Origin of the sequence: Paenibacillus sp. FSL F4-0243 (assembly GCF_037963295.1) — a bacterium.
Classification (GTDB): domain Bacteria; phylum Bacillota; class Bacilli; order Paenibacillales; family Paenibacillaceae; genus Paenibacillus_AQ.
Genome location: NZ_CP150151.1, coordinates 5759335 through 5771320, shown reverse-complemented (window position 1 = coordinate 5771320; position 11986 = coordinate 5759335). Strand labels below are relative to the sequence as shown.

The following is an 11986-nucleotide window of genomic DNA, read 5'->3' as shown; positions in this document are numbered from 1 at the left end:
ATGAAAAAGTTCTGGAAACCGGAGTATCTCGTAAGCCTTGCCGGCTGCGGTCTCATTATTTATCTGCTATTCGTAGGACCTTTTATTGGGGTTGCTGATAATGGAGATTTCCTGCGTATGATGAATACCATCGGTCTGAACTACTATGATACTGCAGCATCGTATACCGACCAGTTTTTTAATTTTAGCCATTCTCGTTTTGCGTATGAGAATTTGTTTAGGGGCTTCTATCCTTCTTCACAGATTTTGATTGTGCTTGTACCGAGGTTGATCGGCGGGCTCATCCATGGCAGCTTTTTTGATGTTAGATTGCTCGGTGCAGTTTACGGTCTTCTTTTACTGGTGGCGACCTGGCTGCTGGTGAAGTACAATGCTCGCGGCTCTTATGTTACGGGGCTGCTGCTAGGTGCAGCTATTTTGTTTGTATTCTATGATATTGGGTATTTGGCATACTTCAACTCCTTATTCGGAGAACCGGTATCGATGGTGTTTATGCTGTTGACCTTTGCACTGGGGTTAAGACTCACTAGCCAAGAAAAGCCTACGACTAAGGGGTTAACCTTATTTTTTATTGCGATACTGTTTCTGGTCACCTCCAAAATTCAGAATGCGCCGATTGGGATTGCCTTTGCATTGATCTTCCTGCGGTTTATGACGCTTGATGGTGAGCGAAAATGGAGAAAGCTGGCCTTACGCTTTTCGATTGCGATATTTCTGGTATCCATCGTTATGTACGTGACGGCGCCAAAAGAGCTGAAGCATATTAACCTGTATCAGACTGTGTTTTTTGGGATATTAAACGAATCACCAGATGTGAAGGGAGATTTGCAGGATCTCGGATTGCCGGAGCGGTTGGAGGTACTTGCGGGCACGAATTATTTTCAGACCGATACAGTGATCAAACAGGATGATCCTTCGCTGGTACCGGATTTCTACGACCGGGTATCCCATAAGGATGTATTGTTCTTCTACTTAAAACATCCAGAACGGTTAATAGATAATATGGAATATGCTGCTAGTAACAGTATGGCGATTCGTCCTTATTATCTAGGGAATTATGAGAAGAGTGAAAATAAGCCAGCAGGTGCATTATCGTACACTTACAGCGGGTGGAGCGAATTCAAGAACAAGCATATTCCGCATACGCTCGGATTTCTCACTATATTCTATCTGGTGTATTTTGCCGGGGCGGTGTTCCAATATTTCCGTAGTCGGGATGTTCGGGGAAGAGTTGCTGGTGAACTGCTGATGTTATTAGGATTGATAGGGATTTTCTCCTTCCTGGTTCCGATTCTTGGGGACGGAAGGGCTGACATCGGTAAGCATTTATTCTTGTTTAATGTGTGCTTCGATATGATGGTTGTAGTCATGTTCGGATGGGTTGTACACAAGGTAGTGGGAATTGTAAGACGTTAATTTATGGAACAATTCAAACAGCAAGTTTCCGATTATGGAGACTTGCTGTTTTTATTGAAATATAAGAATTTATATGTTCCATGTTGTAAATTATCCTTATATTTCTCGCTTAAACGCTTACCGTCCTTATAGGGACGTCGAAGGTGTTTATGCTTGTTCATCCTCTAATAGCTCACGCAGCATACTCTGGCGGTCATTCATAAATGCTTTGGTCACGGTATAGTGCTCTGTTTCCTCCAAGGCGACAGACCTTATGCCCTCACCTTCTAGAAGAAAAATCTCAGCTCCCGGATAGGACATTAGAATGGGAGAATGGGTCGCGATAATAAACTGTGAATCCTGTTGCACTAGCTCATGCATACGCACCAGCAGAGACATTTGCCGTAGAGGAGATAGAGCCGCTTCAGGTTCATCGAGAATATAAAGACCACGTCCTCCGAAACGATGAACGAACGCTGCGAAAAAAGACTCTCCGTGAGACTGCTCGTGCAGAGACTTGCCTCCATAGGAGTTCTTGATTGGTGGACCAAAACTAGGCTGTTCATCTAATTCATCAATGTAGGAAGCCACATTATAATAGCTCTCCGCGCGTAGAAAAAAGCCGTCCTTTGGACGTCTAACCCCTCTAGCAATTCTAAAATACTCATAGAGACTCGAATGCGAGGAGCGAGTGTTAAAAGAGAAGTTAAGTGTTCCACCTTCAGGGTTAAAGCCCCACGCAGCTGCAATTCCCTCTAACAAGGTAGATTTCCCTGTGCCATTCTCCCCGACAAGAAAGGTTACTGGCTTTTGAAAAATAAGCCGATCCAGTGTTCTTACGGCTGGCAGATGAAATGGATAGGCTTGGAATGATGGAACCTGATCACGAAGCAGTTCTGCATGGCGCAAGTACAACGTGGTGTTATTCATAGTGCCCCCCTTGTGAATGCCATAAATAATCATTTCCGCTCAGATATGACGAGAAGTAAGTCTCAAGCTAGACCTTTATAGTGTGTGTTCTAAAAGTACGGTTTTCAGCACCGAGAAGATTGAAAGAAGGTAGAAACTGAGGAGCGGAGCGTAGTGGAAGCTACGTGAGCACCGGAAGTTTCGCCTGAATTCAATCTTCGATGTCGAGTAAGCTTCTTGGGCTACTTCGTGATCAAAAGCGGACTTTTTGAACAACCTCTTATAGTATACCAGCATCCTGTGAGTGGATGAAATCATCTAAGGTTCGGGCAAGCCGGGCAAAAGACAGGGGACATCTGCCAATTTAGTTCTAGTAAAGACAGATGTCCATGAGGCGAGTGCTGACTCCGCATATAGTTATACTGTCTTGAGAATACGACGGGGCAGGGTGAAGGCCGTGAAAGCGAGAAAGAGAAAAAAACACAAGCATCCGCGAGAATATCGCGACGGTTATCACGAAGGATATCGTCTTGGCATGTGTGAGGCTGTGCAGCGTCTGAATACTCCAGGGGTCGAAGCTTGCCGACCATTTAAGTTAATGTATGTTCCTCAAGGATTTCAGGCGATCGACACTGGCGTAACGGAGGCGCTGCAGCAGCTTGTAAGTGAGCTTGTAATAAGTACTCCTGAAACGATGCTGGAAACCGCGGCACGGGAAATGCCTGGGGCAGTGCTAGTGATGAATGGGCTTCATGTATTCCCGGAAAATCATTTAGAACAGATTTCGGAGATAAGAAAGCTAGGCATCCCAACCGCCATTTGGTTTGTAGATGATCCTTATTTTACAGAGGACACTTCAGTCATTTGCAAGCATTATGATCACGTATTTACACATGAGCTGGGTTGCGTAGAGTTTTATCAATCCCTTGGGGTGTCATCGGTTCATTATTTGCCACTATGTGTCAATCCAAAGATGTTCTACCCACGGCGTACCGGCCCGCAATATCAGTATGACATTGTATTTATTGGTAATGCATTTCGTAATCGGACAGAGCTGTTCGACGAACTGGCACCTTATCTTAAGGGAAAAAAAGTGCTTATCGCTGGGGGGTTCTGGGAACGCCTCGCAACCTATGATCAACTTACACCTTTTATCAGCAATGGCTTTATCCCGCCTGAGGAGACAGCCAACTACTACAGTGGCGCAAAAATAGTCATTAATATTCACCGCCCGTGGGAAGAGGGTCAGGATAACCGGAATAGCTACCGCCTTCCTTCACGCTCCATTAATCCGCGCACCTATGAGATCAGCGCCTGCGGTACTATGCAGCTTACGGATGTTCGTGAGGATTTGGGAAATTATTATCGGCCTGGTTATGATCTGGATACTTTTGGCTCGGCTAAGGAACTGCAGCAGAAGATTGAGTACTATTTGAAGCATGAAAAAGAGCGGCGAATCTATGCTTTACGGGGATTACGGACTACCATGCGAAACCATACATTCACTGCGCGTTTGCCTCATTTGCTGAATGTAATTGCTTCACGTGTATGAAATCTATAACGGGATAAAGGAGCGAGGATTATGAACAATAATGAATTTATTATGCCTACCCCCCCATTACCTCTTACACCTCCGGAGGAAGAAAAGCTGCGTGGTCGTCTGAGTGGTTTTAAGGGGGGGTATGATGAGGGCTATTTACGGGGGCGCCTTGCGATCCTGAATGGTCGATCTGAAGAAGTATTTCCTGTGCGGAATATTCATGTCATGTATGTCGCTTCTGGCAAAGGCTACCCTTACTCTCCTTTAGATGATGCGGTTCTTTGCGCACTACAAAAATTAACAGCTCAAGTCACAATTACGGATGTGCGTCAAAATCTAGTAGAGCTGGCTGCAGCGCAAAGACCGGATCTGGTATTGGTGCTAGACGGTATGGATTTACCTCTTGAGCAGATCGATGCTCTACGCACTAGTGGCATTCGGACAGCTATTTGGCTTACTGATGATCCTTATTACACTGACTTTACGGTCAAGATTGTGGCTCACTACGATTTTGTATTCACACTTGAACGTAATTGTATTGATTTCTATCGGGGACTTGGTTGCCCTGAGGTCCATTATCTTCCTTTTGCTGCTCACCTGGAGCATTACCGTCCTACTACAACACGTTCGTCAGTGAATCGGGAAGTTAGCTTTATTGGCTCCGCCTATTGGAACCGGGTGAACTTCTTCCGTGAGATTCTTCCTGATTTAATGAACTATAACACAGTGATTAACGGAATCTGGTGGGATCGTCTGCCTGAGGCTCCGCTCTACGGTGACCGTATTGAAATTGGCAAATGGATGTCCCCACAAGAGACGTCAGTAGCTTACAGCGGCTCCAAAATCGTCATTAACCTCCACCGCTCGCACATTGATGAAGTGGTTAATAACAATACGCTTTCGATTCCTGCCGTTTCTCCTAATCCACGTACCTTTGAAATTGCAGCAACGGGCACGTTGCAATTAGTAGATGCTAGAGATGATATGGGATCTTTCTACAAACCGGATGAAGAAATTGTGACCTTTGCGAGTCCTCAGGAAATGATGGATAAGATCCGTTATTACTTAACCCATGAGGAGGAACGCCGGGCAATCGCGCTGCGTGCTTTTGAACGGACGCTCAAGGATCACACTTACGCAAAACGTATTCACCAGATGCTAACAGTAATCTACGGCTAGACTTTGGCCCAAACTGGATATGGAAATGTGCGCTTAGCAGGGGACAGGTGTCGTGCCGGCATCTGTTTTTCCTCGATATACTGTAGAACCGGACCTCAGCGTATGCCTGTAACCTGATGAAAAGAAGCTGATGGAGCGGCTTGGATAGCTGAACGGAGGCAAAGGTGGGTTATGGGCTGAGAGGGCGAGGCTCAGGCTAAGCGAATGCTTCCGAAGCGAGTTTTACTACGGAGTAAGAAACTTGAGCAACGCTTCGTAAAACTTTAAGGGAGGTGAATGGCTGCTCCAGGCCCTCGTTAGGGAGCGCCGAAACGCCATGGCTGATAAAGCTACAATCGTCCTCTTTTCACATGTATCTAATACACGCAGTATTACCGGAGCGGAGAAGCTGTTGTTGTTTTTCGCTCAGGAGCTTTCTCCGTACTTTAATTGTATTCTCGTTGCACCGCAGGACGGCAAGCTGACTGCTCAGGCTCGAAGCTTCGGAATAAGTGTACAGTTGCTCTCGATTCCTCTTTTATATGGAATGTACACTCCTTATGCAGGGCTCGAGGCAGATGCTCGTAAATTCCAGGAAAGCAGGGAGTACCACGAGTTAACAGACTGGCTGACCTCTCTGCGCCCGGCGTTTATTATTACAAGTACCTGTGTGCATGCTTTGCCAGCAATGGCTGCCAAGTCACTGGGCATTCCGGTGGTATGGAAAATATCAGAGACGATAACAGACAATGAATATACACCCATTAGTGTAGAACTGATTCATCGGAATAGTGATGAGATTCTGGCTATTTCACAAACGGCAGCAGCTTGCTTTCCAGAGGAAGTAAGAGCGGAGAAAGTGATTCAGCTTCCCCCTTCTTGGAATGACAAAGAGATGATGATTGAGGCTTGGAGCAAGCTTCGGGGCGAACGACGGCGAGAGCTAAAGATTAAACCGCAGGAGCAGCTGGTCGGTTATATTTCTTCCTTTATTAATAAGGAAAAAGGATTGGAACATTTTGTGAAAATGGCTGTGCTTGTGTACGCGGTCCATCCTAGTGCGAAATTTGTTGTCATAGGTTCAGCTGGTGACAAAAGCTACTATGATCGGTGTGTCCGCAAGGTAAAGCTCGAGGGTCTGTATACCCGATTTAAATTTGTTGGTTATGCTGAATGCCTTCCATCTGCTTATTGCGCTATGGATGTGCTGGTTGTTCCCAGCCTGATCCGCGAAGGCTTTGGAATGACCGCTTTGGAAGGAATGGCTTTTGGAAAGCCTGTGGTCGCTTACGACTCCGGGGGGTTGCGGGAAATCCTGCACTCAGCAGGCTGCGGCGAAAATCTCGTGCCCGCGTCGGACATTTCCGCGCTGGCCGAAAGAGTCAACGTTATGCTGGCGCAGCCGGGACTGGCGATAACCATAGGCGCCCAAGCGCGGGAGCGAGTCGACGCCGTTTATGGTCCGGCGGCTTATCGGAGCCGCCTGCAGGGTCTTGCGGAGATGTGGAGCCTCCGCTATTGCAGCGCACCGCCGGTGCGCGAGGCTGACAGCGTGGTGGAACCACCCGCTGTCCTGCCTGAATTGCCCGCTGCGTCGCCAGCTTTGCCGCGAAGCAAGGGCCTGCCGAGCCGCGTCGCCCGCAAGCGACGCGGCAAAGCCCGGGCGCGCCGGCGAAGCGGACGCCCGTTGGTTTTACGCCGCGCTGCTCGCAAGCGGCGTAAGGGCTCTGCCCGGCGGCGGAGCACCGCCGGGGGCAAGCGCCGCCGAGCCCGCCGGGGTGGGCGGCGGCGCGCAGCGTAAGTGCCTCGCTTGCCGCGAAGGTGGCAAGCTGAGCGGAAAGAGGGGCATTTATGTTCCAGATTATCACGAATTCGGCTAAACGTGCGAAAAGAGGGGTATAAATGCCCCAGATTGCCGCGAATTCGGCTAAACGTGCAAAAAGAGGGGTATAAATGCCCCAGATTATCGCGAATTCGGCTAAACGTGCAAAAAGAGGGGTATAAATCCCCCAGATTATCGCGAATTCGGCCAAATGAACGGTATAAATCCCGTAAATTGCCGCGATTCGAGCCGGACCCGCCAAATGAGCGGTATAAATCCCGCAGATTGTCGCGATTCCAGCCGGACCCGCCAAAAGAGCGGTATAAATCCCGCAAATTGTCGCAAATTCAGCCAGAACCGCCAAATGAACGGTATAAATCCCGCAAATTGTCGCGATTCGAGCCGGAACCGCCAAATGAGCGGTATAAATCCCGCAGATTGTCCCAATCTGCTATTCTACCAATCCTGCTAAAAGCCCAACCCGCGCTTCTAGCAGACTCAGTCCACCCGACTGAGTCAAGTCAGACCATCATCAAACAGGCAGGGGAGTGAACTCATGAAGATCATGACGATTTTAGGCACGAGGCCTGAAATCATCCGCCTCAGTGTTATCATTCCGCTTCTCGACGAACATGCTGAGCGGCATATCCTAGTGCATACCGGCCAGAACTTCACCGCCAGTCTCAGCGGCATTTTCTTTGCAGAGCTGGGACTGCGGGCGCCGGATTATGTGCTGCAGGATAAGCAAGCAGGACTCGGCGGCCAGCTTGCCGCCATGTTCGGAGGGCTAGAGAGCATTTTACAAAAAGAACAGCCAGACCGTGTCTTGCTTCTGGGGGATACGAATAGCGCGTTATGCGCGATTTTGGCCGAACGAATGGGTATTCCGGTGGTGCATATGGAGGCAGGCAACCGTTGCTATGACCTAAAAGTGCCCGAAGAGAAAAACCGCCGTGTCATAGATGCCGTTTCGACCATTAATATGCCATATACACAGCAGAGCAAAAGACATCTAATCAGCGAAGGCTTCCCAAGCAGACGTATTGTGTTAACAGGAAATCCGATTCATGAGGTCATGACTCATTATGAATCGAAAATCCAGGCTAGCAGCATTCTGGAGCAGCTGAATCTTATCTCAGGGCAGTATTTCCTTGTAACAGCACATCGTGCAGAGAATGTAGATGATCCAGAGTCCCTTGTACAAATTATGTCAGGTCTTAACGCAGTGGCTGAGCATTTTAGAATTCGTTTAATATGCAGCATTCATCCTCGCACTCGCTCCAAACTAACTGAGCAATTTTCTCTTCCAATGAACCCTCTCGTTGAATTTCATGAGCCCTTCGGATTTTTTGATTTTGTTTATTTGGAACAGCACGCCTTGTGTGCCATCACCGATAGTGGGACCGTACAGGAGGAATGCTGCTTGATGAAAGTACCAACCGTTACGATTCGCAGAACAACGGAGCGTCCCGAAACGGTAGATTGCGGAAGTAACGTGGTGTCAGGTGTTGACCAGAAAAGTATTCTACGTAGCGTCAAGCTGATGGCAGCGCTCCGTCGGGATTGGGAGGCTCCGGAAGGTTACTTGACTCCGGATGTTTCGGTAAAGGTAGTTAAATTTTTGCTTGGAGGGAACCTGCATGTTCAATAATAAACGGATTGTGGTCACAGGCGGCACCGGTTCCTGGGGGCATGAGCTGATTAGGCAACTTCTGCCGCAAAATCCTAAGGAAATTATCGTATTCTCCCGCAGTGAGTCCGCTCAGGTGGCGATGAGCCGGGAGTTCGAGGATCAACGACTCAGCTTTATCATTGGCGATATCCGCGACAAGGATGCGCTGATCGCCGCCTGCCGTGGCGTTGATTATATTTTCCATTTGGCGGCGCTCAAACATGTTCCGGTCTGTGAAGATCAGCCCTATGAAGCGCTCAAAACCAATGTTGTAGGCACTCAGAATGTGATCGAAGCAGCCATTGTGAATGGCGTTGAGAAAGCCATTTACATTTCTACGGATAAGGCTGCAAACCCGTCGAACTTCTATGGAATGACCAAAGCGATTGGGGAAAAATTGTTCGTCTATGCCAATCTAATTGGCTCAAACACCCGTTTTGTAACCGTACGTGGAGGTAATGTGCTCGGAACGAACGGCAGCGTAGTACATTTGTTCATGAAGCAGATCAAGGACAAGGGACAGGTACGTATTACCGATATGAAAATGACCCGCTTCTTTTTCACACTACGCGATGCGATTACGTTGTTGTTTAAAGCTTCTGAGGTTAGCTTAGGTGGAGAAATCTTTGTCATGACGATGCCTACTTGCCGGATTATCGACCTGGCTGAGGTGTTAATCGAGGCCTCTGGAGAGCCGAATGTAAGTATTATCGAGACCGGAATTCGTCCGGGGGAGAAAATACACGAGATTCTAATGAGCGATTTCGAAAGCTTAACAACCGTTGTCTACGATGAACAGTATCTTGTGATTCTCCCTACGCTGAACATGCCAGAGTTAAAGGCACATTATAGCGCTTATCCTCATGTCTCTTTTAATAGTTTCAGCTCCGAGACGAATCTAATGGATCAGGAAGAGATCAAAAGCATCTTGATTCGAGGAGGTTTCCTGCAATGAAGCTGCTTATCCTTGGTGGAAACGGTATGGCGGGGCATATGCTGGCGGATTATTTTCGCCGCCAGGGCAAGCATCACGTCTTCCATACAACCCGGGATAAGAGCGATCTTGGCGGGCTGTATGTAGATGCGAACGATATAGCCGGAGTAGAAAAGCTGGTCGATATCGTCTCCCCTCATTGCATCATTAATGCGATGGGGGTACTCAATCAATTCGCAGAACGTGACAAAATAGGGGCTTACCACGTGAATGGCTTTCTTCCTCACCACTTGTGGCGGATGGCGGAAGCTGTTCATGCAAGACTTATTCATATCAGTACCGACTGCGTGTTTGAAGGAACACGCGGGGGGTACACAGAAGAGGATGTTCCTGATGGAACCTCTGCCTATGCGATTTCGAAAAGTCTTGGCGAGGTGCGGCAACCTGGGCATCTTACGATCCGGACTTCGATTATTGGTCCGGAAATCCGCCCAGACGGCATTGGTTTGATGGATTGGTTTCTGGCACAGCGTGGTCAAGTGTCAGGATACCGCCGGGTGATGTGGAACGGAGTCACTACACTCCAATTAGCTAAGGCAATGGATACGCTGCTGGATTCCACGGTATCGGGGCTGATCCATTTAGCGCATCCGAAGCCGGTAAGTAAGTATGAGCTGCTTCAGCATATTCAGGCTGCTTTTCATAAAGAGGATGTGGAAATCATCCCTGAGGATGAACATGTTCAAGATCGAACATTAGTGAATACAAGAACGGATGTTAATTTACCGTTGCCTTCGTACCCATTGATGCTGCAAGAACTGGCTGACTGGATGAAACAGTCAGAGATGTCCCCATGAAAGGTCAAAAACTACTGATTACCGGGGCTGCCGGATTCACCGGTCGACATGCCGTTCATTTGTTCTTGGCAGGAGGCGCTGAGGTTACTGCTGTGGTGCGTCCGCCATCCACAGCGGGTGCCCTGGCTTCCGCTTTATTTCCAGAAGGAGTGAAGGTTTATTACTGTGATTTAAGCAATCGGAAGGCCGTAGCTGAGATGATTAAGGAAACTACACCGGAGGCTGTCCTTCATTTGGCAGGAAACAACTCGGTGCCCGAGTCTTGGCGTAACCCTTTGCTCTTTATGGAGACGAATGTGATGGCAACGTTATATTTGTTAGAAGCCATGCGAAGTCTACCTACCAGTCGAATTCTTGTAGCAGGCTCGCGACTTAAATTCAAACCGGGTGTGGTGGCAGGACCCCCACACCCATATAGCCTCAGCAAAACAATAGAAGAGCTGGTGTCTCTGGCTTGGGGGACGCTGTTTAAACAGCCCGTTCTGCTGGCTGAGCCCTGCAACCTAATCGGTCCCGGTCCTTCTACTGGTTTCTGCTCTTTATTGGCACAGCATATTGTTCGTAGTGAAGTACATGCGGGCGAAGAAATCCCTCCCTTTAAACTATCATCTCGCTATGCATTACGTGATTTTTTGGATGTACGCGATGCTGTAAGAGCTTATGACTTTATATTGCGCGAAGGTACTAATGGAACCATTTATCAAATCGACTCAGGGACACAACGGCAACTTGGGGATATTGCGGAGCAACTGATAAGCCGCTCCAGTGCTTCAATTCCGATGGACTGGGGACCAGCACAAGCTGCTCTCTCTATTCCGGTTAACGGAGTGGCGGGGGATAAACTAATAACTTCAGATGCCTCTGCAACACCTGAAGACAATGTATCTTCACTGGGCTGGAAGCCGGGAATTGAGTTTAGTCAGTCCTTAACAGATATTTTGGACTATTGCCGCGTGAACTGGGAAGGACGGATGTTATGAGACCGAAAGTATCGGTAGTGATTCCTTTTTATAACTGCCCTTATATAGAGCATGCCTTGCAAAGTGTGCTTTCACAGTCTTGGGAGCCATACGAGATCATCGTCGTCGATGACGGCTCGACTGTTCATACAGATTTGATTAGACCGTATTTTCCGCGAATTCATTATTTAGGGAAAAGTAACGGAGGGACTGCCTCCGCACTGAATCACGGCATCTTGCATGCAAGCGGAGACTATGTGGCCTGGCTCAGCTCAGATGACTTATTCTACCGAGACAAAATCAATAATCAGGTGCTGTTCATGGAGCAGAACAACCTTTTCATCTCTTATACCAACTTCAATTTTATTAACGCTCAATCTCAACTAGTTCAGATGAACGCATCACTATTGTTTCCTAGTCACCTCGATTATTTACGTTGTTTTTTACAGGGGAACCCTATTAATGGCTGCACGGTGATGTTCAAACGAGAGGTATTTGGAGCGATTGGGCTTTTTGATGAATCACTTCCCTATACACATGACTATGATTTATGGTACCGCGCGATTCTGAACGGGTATGCACCTGTGATGCTGAATCAGTCACTCACCGCTTACCGTAATCATGAAGGGATGGGGACGCTTAAGTATTACGATGTCATTATGGCAGAGGCAGCTGCAACCAACGCTCGCTACAAGGGTCCGCTCCAACACTTGATCTCTTCGATGGGGGGGTAAGAAGGT

Annotated in this window: 11 protein-coding genes; 10 read left to right on the top strand and 1 reads right to left on the bottom strand. The window is 48.0% G+C overall.

Annotated features, from left to right (window positions below; translation table 11 throughout):
• Positions 1–1416 carry a hypothetical protein gene (locus tag NSS87_RS25670; protein ID WP_339243391.1) on the top strand — a complete coding sequence of 472 codons (1416 nt, stop codon included), beginning with the start codon at positions 1–3 and terminating at the stop codon, positions 1414–1416.
• Positions 1417–1563: 147 nt separating this feature from the next.
• On the opposite strand, the gene NSS87_RS25665 is transcribed toward NSS87_RS25670, so the two are convergent.
• A complete protein-coding gene (locus NSS87_RS25665) occupies positions 1564–2325 on the bottom strand; it encodes an AAA family ATPase (protein ID WP_339243390.1) in 762 nt (253 codons plus the stop codon).
• 436 nt (positions 2326–2761) lie between these two features.
• Here NSS87_RS25665 and NSS87_RS25660 point away from each other — a divergent pair, with 436 nt between their 5' ends.
• The 9 genes from NSS87_RS25660 to NSS87_RS25620 all read left to right on the top strand — a co-directional run bounded on the left by NSS87_RS25660 (position 2762) and on the right by NSS87_RS25620 (position 11980).
• The gene (locus NSS87_RS25660; RefSeq protein WP_076285974.1) at positions 2762–3856 is read left to right on the top strand and encodes a DUF3880 domain-containing protein; all 1095 of its coding nucleotides are present in this window, start codon (positions 2762–2764) and stop codon (positions 3854–3856) included.
• Positions 3857–3907: 51 nt separating this feature from the next.
• Entirely contained in the window at positions 3908–5023 is a 1116-nt protein-coding gene (locus NSS87_RS25655) for a glycosyltransferase (protein WP_042194464.1), read from the top strand.
• 316 nt (positions 5024–5339) lie between these two features.
• Positions 5340–6803: a glycosyltransferase family 4 protein gene (locus NSS87_RS25650; protein WP_339243388.1), complete on the top strand. Its 1464-nt coding sequence runs from the start codon at positions 5340–5342 to the stop codon at positions 6801–6803.
• 111 nt (positions 6804–6914) lie between these two features.
• Positions 6915–7376, top strand: a complete 462-nt coding sequence (locus tag NSS87_RS25645) for a hypothetical protein (protein WP_339243387.1) — start codon at positions 6915–6917, stop codon at positions 7374–7376.
• Between the two features lie 4 nt (positions 7377–7380).
• Entirely contained in the window at positions 7381–8475 is a 1095-nt protein-coding gene (gene wecB / locus NSS87_RS25640) for a UDP-N-acetylglucosamine 2-epimerase (non-hydrolyzing) (RefSeq protein ID WP_339243386.1), read from the top strand.
• On the top strand, positions 8465–9451 hold the full coding sequence (locus tag NSS87_RS25635) for a polysaccharide biosynthesis protein (protein ID WP_042191479.1): 987 nt from the start codon (positions 8465–8467) through the stop codon (positions 9449–9451). Before wecB ends, NSS87_RS25635 begins: the two co-directional genes overlap by 11 nt.
• Positions 9448–10287 carry an SDR family oxidoreductase gene (locus NSS87_RS25630; protein ID WP_076285978.1) on the top strand — a complete coding sequence of 280 codons (840 nt, stop codon included), beginning with the start codon at positions 9448–9450 and terminating at the stop codon, positions 10285–10287. Before NSS87_RS25635 ends, NSS87_RS25630 begins: the two co-directional genes overlap by 4 nt.
• Entirely contained in the window at positions 10284–11267 is a 984-nt protein-coding gene (locus NSS87_RS25625; RefSeq protein WP_042191474.1) for an NAD-dependent epimerase/dehydratase family protein, read from the top strand. The genes NSS87_RS25630 and NSS87_RS25625 overlap by 4 nt, the downstream gene beginning before the upstream one ends.
• Positions 11264–11980, top strand: a complete 717-nt coding sequence (locus NSS87_RS25620) for a glycosyltransferase (protein ID WP_042191472.1) — start codon at positions 11264–11266, stop codon at positions 11978–11980. Before NSS87_RS25625 ends, NSS87_RS25620 begins: the two co-directional genes overlap by 4 nt.
• The last annotated feature ends 6 nt before the right edge of the window (positions 11981–11986 follow it).

What these genes read in the sequence shown, in the direction of transcription:
- NSS87_RS25670 (WP_339243391.1), top strand. Translation starts at nt 1, where the DNA reads ATGAAAAAGTTCTGGAAACCGGAGTATCTCGTAAGCCTTGCCGGCTGC.
- NSS87_RS25665 (WP_339243390.1), bottom strand. Translation starts at nt 2,325, where the DNA reads ATGAATAACACCACGTTGTACTTGCGCCATGCAGAACTGCTTCGTGAT.
- NSS87_RS25655 (WP_042194464.1), top strand. Translation starts at nt 3,908, where the DNA reads ATGCCTACCCCCCCATTACCTCTTACACCTCCGGAGGAAGAAAAGCTG.
- NSS87_RS25650 (WP_339243388.1), top strand. Translation starts at nt 5,340, where the DNA reads ATGGCTGATAAAGCTACAATCGTCCTCTTTTCACATGTATCTAATACA.
- wecB (WP_339243386.1), top strand. Translation starts at nt 7,381, where the DNA reads ATGAAGATCATGACGATTTTAGGCACGAGGCCTGAAATCATCCGCCTC.
- NSS87_RS25635 (WP_042191479.1), top strand. Translation starts at nt 8,465, where the DNA reads ATGTTCAATAATAAACGGATTGTGGTCACAGGCGGCACCGGTTCCTGG.
- NSS87_RS25630 (WP_076285978.1), top strand. Translation starts at nt 9,448, where the DNA reads ATGAAGCTGCTTATCCTTGGTGGAAACGGTATGGCGGGGCATATGCTG.
- NSS87_RS25625 (WP_042191474.1), top strand. Translation starts at nt 10,284, where the DNA reads ATGAAAGGTCAAAAACTACTGATTACCGGGGCTGCCGGATTCACCGGT.
- NSS87_RS25620 (WP_042191472.1), top strand. Translation starts at nt 11,264, where the DNA reads ATGAGACCGAAAGTATCGGTAGTGATTCCTTTTTATAACTGCCCTTAT.